The following is a 14,901-nucleotide window of genomic DNA, read 5'->3' as shown; positions in this document are numbered from 1 at the left end:
CGCGGCCGGACGGATGTCCGCGCCGCGCTCGATCCCCGGATCGCCCCCCCGTTTTTCCATCACAGGAGGTTTTTCATGCACCTGCGCAAGCTCGCCTGGGCGATGCCGCTGATGCTGGCCGCGACCGCGGTCCAGGCGGACAGCTCCGGCAGTTTCCTGGAGGGTGCCAAGCTCGCGGCGCTGAGCCGACCGGAGGCCGCGGCCCCGGCGCACAGCCCCTCCCACCGCCACCCGGCCGCCGTCAGAACCGCTGCTCCAGCCCAGACGCCGGTCTTGCAGACAGTCCCCGCGCCCGGCCCGTCCTCCGCCATCGACACGGACGACGAGCCCGCCGACGCCACCTTCGAGATCCGCAACTTCCTCACCCTGGTCGTCGCCTTGGCCTTGGTGGGATGGATCCAGCGTCGCCGCCGGGATGTCTGACCCGACCTTCCCTTGGCCGGCACCGGCGCGGTCCGCGGACCGCTTCCCGGTGCCGTTTTCATGCGCCATTGTTCGAATGGCGTGCGTGCCTGGTCGTTGATCGCCAGGTCGTCACCGGAATTTTTTTCAAATGAGTTGAGGCAGGGGCTGGCAAGCCGGCCGCTTGCTGCAAGAATGAGTTATCCGGGTTCGACAGACATTCATCACGAATCGTCGAATCCCCATGCCCAGGCGTGTTGCCTCCCACACACAAGGATGTACCGGTGACCCATGCGTTGATCGTGGATGACGATGTCGATTCCGTCGCCACCCTGCAGGAACTGATTGCGAGCGAGAGATTCACCGTGTCGGTGGCCCACACCTTGCGCGATGCCCGGCGGCACATCGCGCTGCAGCAGCCCGATGTCGTGCTGCTCGACCTGCAACTGCCCGACGGCAACGGGATGGAGCTGTTCCAGGACCCGCAGCTGGTGGCCAATTCCGAGGTGGTGCTGATCACCGGCCACGCCAGCCTGGACACCTCCATCCAGGCGCTGCGCATGGGCGCCGCCGACTACCTGGTCAAGCCCATCAACATCACGCAGCTGCAAGGCGTGCTGTCGCGGGTGATGAAGCCCGCCGCGCTGCAGGCGGAGGTGTCCGAGCTGAACGCCAACCTCGCGCAGAGCGGCCACTTCGGCCTGCTCTGGGGCCGCACCCAGCCGATGCAGCGGATCTACGAGCAGATCTCGCGCGTGGCCGGCACCAGCGTGTCGGTCTTCATCAACGGCGAAAGCGGCACCGGCAAGGAGCTGGTGGCGCAGACCGTCCACGACCTCAGCCGCCGCCGCAAGAAGCCGTTCCTGGCGGTCAACTGCGGCGCCATCTCGCCCAACCTGATCGAGAGCGAGATCTTCGGCCACGAGAAGGGCGCCTTCACCGGCGCGGACAAGCAGCACGAAGGTTTCTTCGAGCGCGCCAGCGGCGGCACGCTGTTCCTGGACGAGCTCACCGAGATGCCGATGGAACTGCAGGTCAAGCTGCTGCGCGTGCTGGAAACCGGGCGCTTCATGCGCGTGGGCTCGACCACCACGCTGGATGCCGACGTGCGGGTGATCGCCGCGTCGAACCGGCCGCTGCTGCAGGCGGTGCAGGCGGGCAAGCTGCGCGAGGACCTGCTGTACCGCCTCAACGTCTTCCCGATCGAGATGCCGCCGCTGCGCGACCGCCTGGACGACGTGCCGCTGCTGGCCGACCACTTCCTGCGCCAGATCGCGGCCAAGGAAGGCAAGAACAAGCGCTTCACCGCCAAGGCGCTGGCGCAGCTGCAGACCTACCACTGGCCCGGCAACGTGCGCGAGCTGCGCAACGCGGTCCAGCGCGCCTACGTGATGGCCGCCGGCGACATCGTCGACGAGCAGTGGCTGCCCAAGGGCGAGGGCGCCGAGATCCCGGCCACGGCCGCCTCCGCGGCGGCGGTGACCAGCTTCGGCGCGGCGCCGGGGCAGCCCGCCGCGGCGCCCGCGGTCCCGACGCTGGTCGCCGGCTCGGGCGAGTCGTCCGGCCCGTCGATCACGATGCCGCTGGGCAGCTCGATGGCGCAGGTCGAGAAGGCCTTCATCCTGGCCACGCTGCAGCACTACAAGCATCACAAGGAGCAGACGGCGGCCGTGCTCGGCATCAGCCTGAAGACGCTCTACAACCGGCTCAAGGAATACGCCGCGGAGGACGCGGCGGCGGCCGACAAGGCCGCGCAGTAACGGGCGGTCGCACGCGCGATCGCCGTTCGTCGCGCGGCCCGGCATGCGCCCTGCCTGGGGAAGGCAGGAGGACGAGCCGATGGGACTGCGCTGGGTCTGTGACGATGAACCGGGACTGCGCCGCGTGCGCGCGGCCCGCGGCTTCCGGTATGTCGACGCGGACGGGCGTCCGGTGCGGGACGAGGCCACGCTGCGGCGCATCCGCGCGCTGGCCATCCCGCCGGCCTATGTGGATGTCTGGATCTGTCCCCGCGACGACGGACACATCCAGGCCACGGCGCGCGACGCGCGCGGACGCAAGCAGTACCGCTATCACGCCGACTGGATGGCGCTGCGGGGCGAGAACAAGTTCGGCCTGCTGCTGGACTTCGGCCATCGCCTGCCGCGGCTGCGGCGCCAGGTGCAACGCCGCCTGCGCGACGGCGGCCTCGATCGCGAGCGGGTGCTGGCGGCGCTGGTGCGGCTGCTGGACCGCACCTGGATGCGCATCGGCCATCGCGAGTACGCGCGCAGCAACGGCTCCTACGGCCTGAGCAGCCTGTTGTCGCGCCATGTGAAGGTCAAGGGCGACGCGCTGCTGCTGAGCTTCCCCGGCAAGAGCGGCGTGCGGCACCAGCTCGCCGTGCGCGACGACCGCGTGGCCGCGCTGGTGCGGCGCTGCCGCGACCTGCCGGGGCAGGAGCTCTTCGGCTACGAGGATGAGGCCGGCATCGCGCATCGCATCGATGCCTCGGACGTGAATGACTGGCTCGCCGAGGCGGGCGGGCCCACCTGCAGCGCCAAGGTGTTCCGCACCTGGCATGCCAGCGTGCTCGCGCTGGACCTGCTGCTGGCGCATGCGCGCGCCGGCACCGCGCCGGTCGACGCGCAGAAGCAGACGGTGAAGGACGTCGCCGCGCGCCTGGGCAATACCGCCGCGGTCTGTCGCAAGTCCTACATCCATCCCGCCGTGCTGGCCTGGGCGCAGTCGGACCAGCTGGCCGAGCTGCCGACGCAGCGCTGGATGCAGTCGCCCCCGGCGCTGGCCGGACTGAGCGTCGCCGAACGCCGCCTGCTGGGGCTGCTGCGGACGCAGCCGCGCGTGGCGATCGCTACGCCGATGCCGGCGCCGTCGGCGCGGGCGCCGCGCCCGCGGGCCTCGACGGCGACATCGGCATCGACGACAAGCCCTTCGGCGCGCCCGCAGCGGCCGCCGTGCTCGCCGCGTCGAAAGGGTCCAGCGGTGGCGGCTCCTGCGCGTCGACGGTCCACGCGGACGCGTGCGCGCGCAGCAGGTGATCGCACAGCGACGGCCAGTCGCTGAAGACGCCATCGGGCTCGCGCAGCGGCGAGCGCCGCCAAGTGGTTTCGCCGCCGGTGTCCAGCAGCAGGCCGGACGCGCCGGCGCGATGGCCGGCCTCGACGTCGTCGAGCAGGTCGCCCACCATCGTCGACCGCGCCAGGTCCAGGCCGTGCGCCCGCGCGGCGCGGGTGAGCATCCCCGGCGCGGGCTTGCGGCACAGGCAGCCGGGCCGGCCCTGCGCATCGGGCGCATGCGGGCAGACCGCCACGTCGTCGAGCGTCACGCCGAAGTCGTCCTTCAGGCGCCGCACCAGCGCCGCCTGCAGCCCGGCGAACTGGACCCGCGTGAACGCGCCGCGGGCGATGCCGCTCTCGTTGGTGACCAGCACCAGCGCCAGCCCCGCGGCCTGCAACCGGGCGAGCGCCTCGCCGGCGCCCGGCATCAGGCGCAGCCGCGCCGGATCGGTGATGGCGCCGTCGTCCGGGACCGTCAGCGTGCCGTCCTTGTCGAGGAAGACGGCGGGACGCAGCCGCGCGCGCGCCGGCCTGCCGGCAGGCACGCGGGAGAAGTCGAGGTCGTGGAGGGAGAGGGTGGCGAGGGGGGCGTCGAGCCAGACAGTCACGAGGGCAGCCTCCGCGGCGCGTTCAGCGCATCCAGCCGTAATCGGTCTGGCGCGGGGCCAAGGACTGCTTGTGCCGCGCCATCATGCCGGCCTCGCGGCGCGGGCTGTCGGCGGCAGGGTCGATGACGACACCCGCCTGGGCGGACGGCGCCGTCCGTTCGGCGCCCAGGTGCTGCCCGCCACGCGGCGGCGGCAGCAGCTCGGCCAGGCGGTCCAGCGTCTTGCGCACGTCCAGCGGCTTGGCCCAGAGCTCGAGGAAGCCCGCGCCGAGCGCGTCGAAATCGGAATCGGCGGTCACCGCGATCGCCGGCACCTGCGCCCAGCCGCGCCGCATGCGCAGCAGCTTCAGCAGGTCGGAGCCGTGGCAGTCGGGCAGGTTCAGGTCCACCAGCAGCAACGAGGGCTGCAGTCGCGCGCTCAGGCGCCAGGCCGGCATGCCGGCCTCGGCCACATGCAGCCGCAGGTCGCGGCGTTGCTCGAACATCGCCTCCATCACGATGACGTTGAGCGGGCTGTCTTCGATGTACAGCACCGACGTGAGACCGTCGTTCATCGTTTCGCTCCTTCCCTGGTCCTTCAGTTGGTCGCGAAAAAGGGCAATCCTCGTGCCCGGATGCGTCCCAATCCTTGGGGATGTCACGCATTCGGCTCCAGCGGTGTAACCGCCCGACGGCCGATCCGTCAACGGCCCTGACACGATGTCGGGGGCTTGGGATTTCGTGCTTCGCCATCGGGAAAGGCGAAGCGCGCGATGGGTACGAGGTTTGCCTTGCCGAGGAAGACTCGCCACCCCAAGGAGCCCGTCATGGCCACGAGTACCCGAGCCGGCGCCGCCGGCGGCAGCGACGACGACCGTCCCACCAGCTTCGGCGTCCACAAGCCGGTGGACCACCTGGTGATCAGCTTCCCCGGCGCCGCCGAGGCGGGCCAGGCGCGCGCCGCGCTGGCCGCGCACGGCATCGCCGAGACCGACCTGCACGCGGTGGACGACCGCGAGATGGTGAAGCTGGTCGAGCGCGACCTGCGCCACGCCAGCCCGCTGGCGGCGATCGGGCAGGAGATCAACCTGCTGCGCAGCCACGGCGAGTTGGCCGAACGCGGTTACCACTTCCTGGTCGTCAAGGCCAAGGACGATGCGCAGGCGCGCGAGATCGCCGAGATCGCGCGTCGCAACCGCGCCGAGCGCGCCCAGTATTACGGGCACTTCATCATCGAGGAGCTGCTCGAGCCCGAAGGCGGCCGGCCGCAGGTGGCCGAGTCGCCGCATCGCGGCCTGGACGCTCATCCGAAGCCGCCGCTGCCACGCTGAATCGCGCCTGCGAATGACGGCACGCGGCTTGCCGTCACCCCGATTACTGTCCCGGCACTCCCGCCGCCCTCGTGCACGACGAAAGGAAATTTCCCATGAGCACCACGCCCAACAACGAGAAGAGCGACAAGTCCGTGCCGTTCACGACGGCTGACGACGCCGCCAAGATCGCCAACGGCAGCGCGCCGTCCAGCACCGCCGCGGTCGACCTGGTGAATCGCGTCGCCGACAAGGCCCACGCCACCATCGACCGCCTGGCGACGACCGCCGCGCCGAAGGCGCAGCAATTGCAGAAAAGCCTGGAAGACACGAACGAGCTGCTGCACGAGCGCGCCGACCGGCTGCGCACGACCGGCAACGAGTGGTGCGACAGCCTGCGCGCGAATGTGCGAGAGCATCCGCTGATGGCCGTGGGCACCGCGCTGGCGGTGGGCCTGCTGATCGCGCGTCTGACGCGCTGAGCCCGGCGCGCCCATGAGCGACGTGCCGCACGGCTCGCCGTCCTTCCCGCCCCCGTTCCCGCCGCCATTTCCGCCGCCGCCGTCGCCGCCCTCCGGGACGCCGCCGGGCAGCGCCGCCGACGCCTCGCCGGGCGCCGCCGCGCCGCCGGGCGGGCAGGGCTGGATGGGCGAGCTCCAGGGCATGGCCCGCGCCGCGCGCGGCATGCTCTCCGGCCGCTTGCTGCTGCTGGCGCTGGAGCTCCGCCGGGCCCGGCACGGGCTGGTCAGCCTGGCGATCCTCGGCGTCGTGGCCGCGATCGCCGGCGCGACCGCCTGGCTCGCCCTGTGGGCGCTGCTGGCGGCACTGGCGGTGCACCTGGGGCTGAGCTGGCCCTGGGCCTTCGCCGGCATCCTGGCCGTCAACCTGCTGCTGCTGCTGTGGGTGGTGGCCGCGATGAAGGCGCTGGCGCCGATGCTGGCGCTGCCGGCCTCGCGTCGCCAGTTCCACTGGCTGTTCAACGATCCGATGGATCCCGAGGCACCGAGCGCCGATGGCCACACCTCAACCCCGCCCTGATCCCCGCCGCATTCCCGACGTCCCCGATCGCGAGCTCGCGACGGAGACGATCGACGACCTCAACCTGCGCATCGAGATGGCCGAGTTGCGGGTGGTCCGGCGCGACCTGGAGTTCCGCCTGCATTGGGAGGCGCTGCAGCAGCGCGGCAGGGCCGTGATGGTGCCGAGCCGCTGGCTGCTGCCGGCCCTGGGCACCGGCGCGAGCTGGCTGTTCTGGCGGCTGGTGCGGGGCAAGCGTCGCCGTCCTGCGCGGCATGAGCGCGGCGGGCGGCACGACGCGACCGCGCGGGCCTTCCACGCCCATGATCGCGACGCGGCTCCCGGCCCGGCGCACGAGGGCGGCGGCGGCCGGCCTGAACTCGGCATGCTGCAGCTGCTGACGGTGCTGTGGGGCCTGATGCCGACGCGCGTGCGCGGCCGCCTCGGGCCCGAAGTCACGCAGCTGCTGCTGGGCGTGATCGCCGGATTCCTCCAAGGCCGCAAGCAGCAGCGCGAGGAGGCGCGGCAGGCGCAGGGCGCGGCGGCGGCCGGCGCGTCAGACCGCGATGCGGCCCAGGATGAAGCCGCGGCGCCGTCTCACGGTCGGCGCCAAGGCCCTCGCCAGGACCCACGCTGAAACGACGAGGAGCGCGCCAGCGGCGCGCTCCCGTGCGGTCCGGGGAGGGCTTACACCTTCTCGGCGTTACGCGCCTGATCGCGTAGCAGCTTGATCTGGTCGTGGTTGCGCAGCACGCCGGCCAGCTGGCGCTGCACCACTTCCAGCACGCCGGCCGGCAGGGGCTTCTGCGCGGCCTTGCGGTAGCGGCCCACGGCGGCGTCCTCGCCGCGCTCGCATTCCTCGAGCATGGCCTTGTCGCTGTAGCCGGTCAGGGTGCCCTTGACCGCGACCCAGCCGCGGTGCATCGCGCCGCTGGTGCTGCCGTCATCCTCGGGGGTGCCGCCGTGCTGCCGCACCAGTTGCTGCAACTCCGAGCAGGCCTGGCGGCAGTCCGCCGCGCGCTGCGCGAAGACTTCGCGCAGGCTGGTGCTCTTGACGTGCTCGGCGCAGCTGAGGAAGCCGTATTCGCCGTCCTTGCAGGTCTCGATCAGGGTGTTCAGCTCGTCGATGACATCCTTGTTGTCCATGGCAGTCCTTCCGTTGGGGAGTGGAGATGCCTGGATTCAGCAAGTCACATACCCGTGGGCAGGCCCATCGCGCGCCGCAGCGCCTCCAGGATCTGCGACGGCGAGGCCGGCTTGCGCAGCACGATGAAGGAGGACTCGGCGGTGAGCGCCTCGCTGTAGCCGCTGATCAGCACCACCGGCAGACCCGGCCGGCGCTTGCGCAGCTCGCGCGCCAGCGCCTGGCCGTCCATCGAGCCGGGCATCACCACGTCCGACAGCACGACGTCCACCGCCGCGCCGCTGCCGAACAGCTGCAGCGCCTCGTCGGCGTCCTTGGCCGTCAGCACCTGGCACGAGAAGCTGCGCAGCAGACTGGCGGTGACGCGGTTGAGCTCCTCGTTGTCCTCGACCAGCAGTACCCGCGCGCCGGCCAGCGCATTGGCGCGCGCCTCCGGCAGCGCCACCTCGTCGCGGGCACCGCCGCCGCCGGCGGACGCGCTGCTGCGCGCCGGCAGCAGCAGGGTCACCGTCGTGCCGGCACCCAGTTGGCTGGCGATGCGCGCGGTGCCACCGGCCTGCACGCAGAAACCCAGCACCTGGCTCAGGCCCAGGCCGGTCCCCTTGCCGACCGGCTTGGTGGTGAAGAAGGGCTCGAAGACGCGCACCAGCAGGTCCTCGGGAATGCCGGGCCCCCGGTCGGAGACGCTGATGGCGACGTACTCCCCGGGCGCCAGGTCCTGGACGTCGCCCGGCGCGGCCGGCCTCCAGCGTGATCTCGCCCATGCCGTTGGTCGCGTCGCGCGCATTGAGCGCGATGTTGATCAGCGCCAGCTCCAGCTCCGAGGGATCGACGCGCACGCTCGGCAGGTCCGGCGCCATCGTCATCGTCAGCTGCATGCGCTTGCCCAGCACGGTGGCCAGCAGCTCGTTCATCTCGCCGAGCGTGGAGCGCAGGTCCACCACCTGCGGATGCACCGGCTGGCGGCCCGCCACCCGCAGCAGGTGCTGGGTCAGCCGGCTGCCGACGTCCACCGAACGCATGATCGCGCCCAGCGGCATCGCCAGCGATTCCGCATGCGGGCTGCGCTGGATCAGATGGGCGCTGTTGCTGATGACGCCCAGCAGGTTGTTGAAGTCGTGCGCGACGCCGCCGGTCAGCCGGCCCAGCGCCGCCGTGCGCTGCGAGCGCGAGCTGAGCTGCTCGGCCTCGCGGGTGCGGTCGATGGCTTCGTTGACGCGGTCCTCGAGCTCCGAGCGCCCCTGCCGGATCGCGACGCTGGCGTCCGCCAGCGCCAGCGCGACCTCGTCGCACTCCAGCATGCCGGTCTTGGGCGCGCGCACCGGCTCACCGGCGCGCAGCTCGCTGGCGATCGCGCTGAGCGCGTGGATCGGGCCGGAGATGCGCCGGCTGATCCACAGCGCGCCGAACATGCCGACCAGCACCAGCAGCAGCGCGCCGATGGCGATCGGCTGCAGCGCGGTGCGGCCGCCCAGCCCGCCCATGCCGCTGTCGCGCGGCACCGCGGTCACCACCGTCCAGCCCTGCGGCGACTTGGTGAAATAACCGACCACCGGTTTGCCGTCCAGGTTGACCGAGTCGAAGCGCGCTTCCTCGCGCGTGGCCATCAGGCGCCGGAGATCGTCGGTGCCGGGGCGGCCGGCGTAGCTGATGCCGCCCGGGTGGCGGGCGACCACCGTGCCGCGGCCGTCCATGATCGTGGCGGTCCAGTCGGGCGGGAGCCGCTGGGCATCGATGATCTGCTGCATCTCCTGCGGCAGGACGCTGATGCTCATGTTGAGCCAGACATGCCCGCCGCGCTCGATCGGCTGGACGATCTGCGCGCGCAACTGGCCGGTCGCGGGGTCGGGCCCGAGGTCGCCGATGACGGCCTGCTCGATCAGCGGGACGGCCTCGCGGACCAGCACCGGGCGCGAGGCGGCCGTCGTGGGCAGCTCGAGGGGCGCTGGCGCTGCGGCGACGGCTGCCGGGCCGGTCACCGCCAGCCCCGGTGCCGACGCGGCGGCCGCCGGCGCGAGCGGCGTGTCGGGCACGCGGCCGCTGGCCAGGCGGGTGCTGAACAGCGTGCGGCCGGGCGCGTTCAGCTCGACCCAGCCCGACAAGCCCTGCATCGCGCGGCGCGACTGCAGCTCCAGCATCGCCAGGTCGTCCTGCGGGACCTGCGGCGCGCTGTCCAAGATCTGCGACAGCGACAGCACCCGCGCGATGCCGGCGCGGCGCGCCAGTTCCTTGTCCACCACCATCGAGAGCGCACGCGTGCTGTCGCGCATGTGGCGCACGGTGGCTTCCTGCTCGTCGCTCCAGGTCCGCCAACTGACCCACAGCGCCGCGATGATGCCCGGCAGCATCACGGACAGGACGAGCACGAGCAGGCGGGAACGGATCGGCAAAGGCATGGGCGGTGCGGCGGAGGAACGGTCATGCCGCCGCGGCCAGAGGCCGGCGGCGCGGACGCGGGAGCGTCGCGGCGGCAGATTATGGGCGGTGCTGTTCAAGGGCGTCGGGACGGGCCGTCGGGGCGGCACCGTCGAGGGAAGTCACGGGCGACGTCGAGGAGGGCGGGACCGCCGAGACGGCGGCCGGCGACAAGGGCGTCGGCGACAAGGGCGGCGGGCGCAGCAAGCTGCTCAGCGGCGGGCAGGGCCGGTCGCTGCCGCGCAGGTAGACCGCGACGGGGCGCATGTGGCGGTTGCGCTGGCTGATGCTGCGCAGGCAGATCAGCAGCGGGACCGCGAGCACCGCGCCCGCGACGCCCCAGAGCCAGCCCCAGAACATCACCGACAGCAGCACCGACAGCGGGTTCATCGACAGCCGCTTGCCGATCACCATCGGCGTCACGAAGTTGGATTCGATCCCGTGGATGCAGAGGTAGGCCAGCACCGGCGCGCTCATCGCCGCGAAGCCCGCGTCGCCCAGCGCCGAGGCCAGCGAGGCGGCCAGCAGCAGGCCGCACATGATCAGCGGCCCGAGGTAGGGGATGAAGTTGAGCAGCCCGGCCAGCGCGCCCCACAGGCCCGGGTTGGGCAGGTCCACCATCCACATCGTGCCGGCCACCACCAGCCCCATGCCGACGTTGATCGCGGTGACCGAGGCCACGTAGCGCGAGATGTCGCGCTGGGCGGCGCGCAGTCCTCCCAGCACCATCGCGCGCAGCCGCGGGCGGTGAGGCAGGAGCTCGATGCAGCGCGACAGCACCCAGTGCTCGGAGGCCAGCAGGAAGTACAGCAGGATGGTCGTCGCCGCGGCCGACACCAGGAACTTCAGGCCGCCGCCCAGCACCTGCGCCGTCAAGGCGACGCCTTCGCTGGCCAGGCGGTCGCGCACCGGGTCGGCGGGCGGGGCGGGGGCGCGGCCGGCGCTGCGCCGCTCGACCGGCGGGCCGAACCCCGGAATCGACGCGCGCCACCGGTCGACCCGGTTCAGCGCCTGCGTCACCGCCTCGGGCGCGCGCTGCCACCATTGCGCCGCGGGCTCCGCGAGCAGCGCCACGCTCAGCACGCTGCAGCCCACCACGGTCGTCACCAGCATCGCGGCGCTCACCGATTCGGGCATGCCATGGTGCCGCATCGTGCGCACGGCCGGCGCCAGCACGAAGGTCAGGATCAAGGCCACCAGGACCGGCAGCACGATGGCGCTCGCTTCCTTCAAGAGGAAGACCAGCGCGATCAAGAGGAGGCCCCGCGTCGCCCAGCGGCGCATCGTGGTCGGGGGCAGGGTGGCGGCTCGCAAGATGTAAGGATGACGGAGGGACGGGGCTGTCGGACGCTCGAAGCAAGCCCCGGGCCAGCCGTCGTGCCGCTCGCGTCCATGACCCGAGGGCGCGCGGGACCCGGGCACGGTACGGGTGGTTACCCGCCCAACGGACTGGAATGGCGAGCTGGCGAGCGGGCACGACCACGCCGGCCATCGGTAAACGGTGCCGAAAGCCTTGCTCGATCGAGCCGGTGAAAGAGGGCCCGCGACCTTGCGGGACGCCGCGGACCGGCGCGCGAGCGATGAATCCGAGATCGCCGTTGCGTCCGGCCAATTCGCCGGCAGGCCCCGTGCCCAGTGGGTTTGCGGCTTTCGGGCAGGCACGCCGGATGACGCCGGCTCCGCGATGTGAAACCGTCGCGGCGAGGTGGCATGGTCCTTGCGCAGAAGGACCATCAGGCCGGTTCGCCGGCACTGCCTGCAACCCGTTCCCGTCCTCCGCGGCGGGGACCTCCGGAACCGGTTGCGGGCAGTTTCATCCTCTACCGGACAGGAGTCTCACAAGTGGGAGCAATGGAACTCAGGCACGAGCACAAGCAGTCGCAGACACTGTCGCCTCGCCTCCAGCATGCCGTGCGGCTGCTGCAGATGTCCTCGCTGGATTTCTCCACCATGGTCACCGACATGCTGGGGCGCAATCCTTTCCTCGAAGTCACCGAGGGCTCGGATGAAGCCCTGCCGCTGGACGCCGACGTGCCGGTGGCGCCGTCGCCGGTGATGGCCGAAACCCCGGAGCCGCTGCCGGACGATCGCGAGATCTGGCGCGCGGAGAGCTCCGGCTCGATGCGCCGGGCCGAAGACGGCGAACTCAGCGCGCTCGAGATGACCGCCGCGCAGACCTGCCTGCGCGAGCACCTGCGCAGCCAGCTCAACGTGCTGCGGCTGTCGCCGCGCGACCTGGTGCTGGCCACCATCGTGGCCGAATCGGTCGACGACGACGGCTACCTGCGCAGCTCGCTGGAGGAGCTGGCCGCGGTGGCCCAGATGCAACCGCCGGTGGCGCTGGAAGAGATGCAGATCGCGCTCAAGCGCGTGCAGGCGCTGGACCCGCTGGGCGTGGGCGCGCGCAGCGTCGCGGAATGCCTGCTGCTGCAGCTGCCCAAGATCGAAGATGCCCGCAGCCGCCGGCTGGCCGAGCGCATCATCACCCAGCACCTGAACCTGCTGGCCTCGCGCGACATTCCGGCGCTGGCGCAGTTGCTGGATGTCAGCGTGGCGGAAGCGGAGGCCGTCTGCCTGAAGCTGCGCCGCTTCGATCCTCGGCCGGGCTGGCGCTACGAGACGACGCAGGCCGCCTACATCGTGCCGGACGTGCTGACGACCAAGGTGCGCGGCCAGTGGCGGGTGCAGCTCAATCCGGCGGTCATTCCCAAGGTGCGGATGAACCAGGTCTATGCGGAGCTGTTCCAGCGCCATCGCCAGCAGGGGCATGCCGAGATGGCCAACCACCTGCAGGAGGCGCGCTGGACGATGCGCAACATCGAGCAGCGCTTCTCGACCATCCTGGACGTGGCCAGCGCGATCGTGCGCCGGCAGCGCCACTTCCTCGAGTTCGGCGCGATGGCGATGAAGCCGCTGGGGCTCAAGGAGATCGCCGACGAGGTCGGCATCCATGAATCGACCGTCTCGCGGGTGACCAACAACAAGTACCTGGCGACGCCCACCGGCGTGTACGAGCTCAAGTACTTCTTCTCCCGCGCGATCGTGAGCAGCAACGGCAGCGCCTGCTCCGGCACGGCGATCCGCGGGCTGATCAAGGACATCATCGAGGCCGAGCGGCCCGAGAACCCGCTGTCCGACGCCGAGATCACGCGCCAGCTGGCCCGCCAGGGCCTGGTGGTGGCGCGGCGCACGGTGACCAAGTACCGCCAGATGCTGCGCATCGACGCCGTTGAGCGGCGCCGCCAGCACAGCTGACGACCGACGATCATTCCCGAGGCGCGATGGAGACAAGGACAGGGCCCGACGAGGCCCTGTTTTCATTGGCGCATGGCGTGGGCGCGCGCGGTGCGCCGTGGAGGCGCGGGGCGGTGGTCAGCCGCCGCCGCGACGCGTGGGGCCGGAGGGCGCCGGTCCGGGGACCAGCCGGTCACGCCGCTCGGCATCCAGGCCGGGCGTGGTGCGCAGGTCGGTGTCGACCTGTCCCTGCTTGAGGTCGTCGCCCGCCTGGCCCATGACTTCGCGCTGGCGCTCGCCCGCGGCGCCGGTACCGTGGCTGCCGGTCGAGTCGCCGCGCACGCTCTGGTCGCGTTCGTGAGGCAGCTGCATATCCTCCTGGTGCTGTGGCTGCGCGTCGGGCGCCTGCGTGCCCGGCGCGACCGGCGCCTGGTCCAGCAGGCGCCGCGGTTGCGACGCGTCGCCGGGCGACGGACGGGTCTTGCTGTCGGCCATGTCGGTCTCCTGATCGTGGAATCACTCCCCGTCCGGCAAGCGGGCGGCCCGGCGTCGGAACGGGACTTGCCGGTCCGGGCCGCATGCAAGCCTGGAAGACCCGATTCAACGTCCTCGATGCCGACCTGCTGTTGTGGGGTCAGTTGTTGCTCGGCGCACTGGCCGTGGTGGCGGGCGCGCTCCTGCTGCACGCGATCCTGCGGCCGATCGCGCTGCGGCTGACCCGCTTCTCGCCGCTGCTGACCGCGGTGGTGAAACGCTGCGACAACCCCGCGCGCTGGGCATTGCCGCTGATCGGCCTGCTGATCGCCGCCCAGGGCGTGCCCGATACCGTCGCCGGCATCGGCGGCGTGCAACACCTGCTGGGCGTGCTGACCATCCTCGCGCTCGCGGCCGTCGGCGCCGGGGCGATCACCGGCGTCGCGCAGGGCGTGGCGCTGATGCATCCGGCCGACGTCGAGGACAACCTCGCGGCACGCCGCATCCAGACCCAGACCAAGGTGCTCGCCCGCGTGGCCAAGGGCGCGGTGATGCTCACCGCGCTGGCCTTCGTGCTGATGACCTTCCCCCGCGCGAAACAGGTCGGCGCCAGCCTGCTGGCCTCCGCCGGCATCGCCGGCCTCGTCTTCGGCCTGGCCGCACGCTCGGTCTTCGGAAACCTGCTCGCCGGCCTGCAGATCGCCATGGCCCAACCCATCCGGCTCGACGACGTGCTCATCATCGAAGGCGAATGGGGACGGGTGGAGGAAATCACCTCCACCTACGTCGTGCTCAAGGTCTGGGATGAACGCCGGCTCGTCATCCCGCTGCAATGGTTCATCGAACACCCGTTCCAGAACTGGACGCGCACCAGCGCCAGCATCCTCGGCACCGTCATGCTGTGGGTCGACTTCACGCTCCCAGTCCAGGATCTGCGGGAGAAGGCCATGGCGATGTGCAAAGCTTCAACCCACTGGGATGGGCGCGTCTGCGGCGTGCAGGTCGTCGAGACCACCGAGCGCACCATGCAGATCCGCGTGCTGGTCAGCGCGAAAGACTCCGGGAAAGCCTTTGACCTGCGATGCGAGTTGAGGGAAGGGCTCATCGCCTGGCTGCAGAAAACCTATCCGCAGTCGCTGCCCAGGGTGAGGGCGCTTGTGGAAGACGTGCCAGCGCCGGCGGCACCCGTCATCAAACCCTCGTTGCCGCCGTCGCCGGCGCCTTGAAGGCGGCTGGTTCTGCGGAGACTGAGCCCGTTGCACC

The 14,901-nt window shown here is 71.4% G+C and carries 15 protein-coding genes and 1 pseudogene; 10 read left to right on the top strand and 6 right to left on the bottom strand.

Features of this window, described 5'->3' with window-relative positions:
* Positions 1-75 precede the first annotated feature (75 nt).
* The 3 genes from FHT38_RS11060 (at position 76) to FHT38_RS11050 (ending at position 3,465) form a co-directional block, all read left to right on the top strand.
* Positions 76-423, top strand: a complete 348-nt coding sequence (locus tag FHT38_RS11060; RefSeq protein WP_183491791.1) for a hypothetical protein — start codon at positions 76-78, stop codon at positions 421-423.
* A gap of 263 nt (positions 424-686) precedes the next feature.
* Positions 687-2,162: a sigma-54 dependent transcriptional regulator gene (locus FHT38_RS11055; RefSeq protein ID WP_183491790.1), complete on the top strand. Its 1,476-nt coding sequence runs from the start codon at positions 687-689 to the stop codon at positions 2,160-2,162.
* 79 nt (positions 2,163-2,241) lie between these two features.
* On the top strand, positions 2,242-3,465 hold the full coding sequence (locus FHT38_RS11050; protein ID WP_183491789.1) for a DNA topoisomerase IB: 1,224 nt from the start codon (positions 2,242-2,244) through the stop codon (positions 3,463-3,465).
* A gap of 52 nt (positions 3,466-3,517) precedes the next feature.
* Here the strand turns inward: FHT38_RS11050 and FHT38_RS25310 are convergent.
* Positions 3,518-4,003: pseudogene (locus FHT38_RS25310) on the bottom strand (D-glycero-alpha-D-manno-heptose-1,7-bisphosphate 7-phosphatase); the annotation flags it as partial.
* An 85-nt stretch (positions 4,004-4,088) separates the two neighbouring features.
* A complete protein-coding gene (locus tag FHT38_RS11045) occupies positions 4,089-4,619 on the bottom strand; it encodes a response regulator (RefSeq protein ID WP_091724793.1) in 531 nt (176 codons plus the stop codon).
* Positions 4,620-4,871: 252 nt separating this feature from the next.
* Between FHT38_RS11045 and FHT38_RS11040 the strand changes: the two genes are divergently transcribed.
* From FHT38_RS11040 to FHT38_RS11025, 4 genes are all read left to right on the top strand, one after another.
* Positions 4,872-5,375 carry a hypothetical protein gene (locus tag FHT38_RS11040; RefSeq protein WP_183491788.1) on the top strand — a complete coding sequence of 168 codons (504 nt, stop codon included), beginning with the start codon at positions 4,872-4,874 and terminating at the stop codon, positions 5,373-5,375.
* A gap of 95 nt (positions 5,376-5,470) precedes the next feature.
* Positions 5,471-5,836 (top strand): YqjD family protein, encoded by a 366-nt coding sequence (locus FHT38_RS11035; RefSeq protein WP_091724791.1) that lies wholly within the window; start codon positions 5,471-5,473, stop codon positions 5,834-5,836.
* A gap of 13 nt (positions 5,837-5,849) precedes the next feature.
* Entirely contained in the window at positions 5,850-6,392 is a 543-nt protein-coding gene (locus FHT38_RS11030) for a hypothetical protein (protein ID WP_091724790.1), read from the top strand.
* Entirely contained in the window at positions 6,367-7,008 is a 642-nt protein-coding gene (locus tag FHT38_RS11025; RefSeq protein ID WP_183491787.1) for a hypothetical protein, read from the top strand. The genes FHT38_RS11030 and FHT38_RS11025 overlap by 26 nt, the downstream gene beginning before the upstream one ends.
* A 50-nt stretch (positions 7,009-7,058) precedes the next feature.
* Here FHT38_RS11025 and FHT38_RS11020 read toward each other — a convergent pair whose 3' ends face one another.
* Together FHT38_RS11020 and FHT38_RS25750 are read right to left on the bottom strand one after the other, a co-directional pair.
* The gene (locus FHT38_RS11020; protein WP_147242642.1) at positions 7,059-7,517 is read right to left on the bottom strand and encodes a PA2169 family four-helix-bundle protein; all 459 of its coding nucleotides are present in this window, start codon (positions 7,515-7,517) and stop codon (positions 7,059-7,061) included.
* 44 nt (positions 7,518-7,561) lie between these two features.
* Positions 7,562-8,302, bottom strand: coding sequence for a response regulator (locus FHT38_RS25750; RefSeq protein ID WP_183491786.1), 741 nt, complete (start codon positions 8,300-8,302; stop codon positions 7,562-7,564).
* 8 nt (positions 8,303-8,310) lie between these two features.
* Between FHT38_RS25750 and FHT38_RS25745 the strand changes: the two genes are divergently transcribed.
* The gene (locus FHT38_RS25745) at positions 8,311-9,060 is read left to right on the top strand and encodes a hypothetical protein (RefSeq protein ID WP_183491785.1); all 750 of its coding nucleotides are present in this window, start codon (positions 8,311-8,313) and stop codon (positions 9,058-9,060) included.
* A gap of 930 nt (positions 9,061-9,990) precedes the next feature.
* On the opposite strand, the gene FHT38_RS11005 is transcribed toward FHT38_RS25745, so the two are convergent.
* Positions 9,991-11,244: an AI-2E family transporter gene (locus FHT38_RS11005; protein ID WP_183491784.1), complete on the bottom strand. Its 1,254-nt coding sequence runs from the start codon at positions 11,242-11,244 to the stop codon at positions 9,991-9,993.
* Positions 11,245-11,781: 537 nt separating this feature from the next.
* Between FHT38_RS11005 and rpoN the strand changes: the two genes are divergently transcribed.
* A complete protein-coding gene (gene rpoN / locus FHT38_RS11000; RefSeq protein WP_221210973.1) occupies positions 11,782-13,185 on the top strand; it encodes an RNA polymerase factor sigma-54 in 1,404 nt (467 codons plus the stop codon).
* Between the two features lie 117 nt (positions 13,186-13,302).
* Here the strand turns inward: rpoN and FHT38_RS10995 are convergent, their stop codons facing one another.
* The gene (locus FHT38_RS10995) at positions 13,303-13,659 is read right to left on the bottom strand and encodes a hypothetical protein (protein ID WP_183491783.1); all 357 of its coding nucleotides are present in this window, start codon (positions 13,657-13,659) and stop codon (positions 13,303-13,305) included.
* Between the two features lie 83 nt (positions 13,660-13,742).
* Between FHT38_RS10995 and FHT38_RS10990 the strand changes: the two genes are divergently transcribed.
* Positions 13,743-14,864, top strand: coding sequence for a mechanosensitive ion channel family protein (locus FHT38_RS10990; RefSeq protein ID WP_183491782.1), 1,122 nt, complete (start codon positions 13,743-13,745; stop codon positions 14,862-14,864).
* The last annotated feature ends 37 nt before the right edge of the window (positions 14,865-14,901 follow it).

The sequence above is a fragment of the Mitsuaria sp. BK041 genome (genome assembly GCF_014193085.1).
Taxonomy (GTDB): Bacteria; Pseudomonadota; Gammaproteobacteria; order Burkholderiales; family Burkholderiaceae_C; genus Roseateles.
The sequence above is the reverse complement of the archived record's forward strand: the minus strand, read 5'-3'. Positions and strand labels throughout refer to the sequence as shown.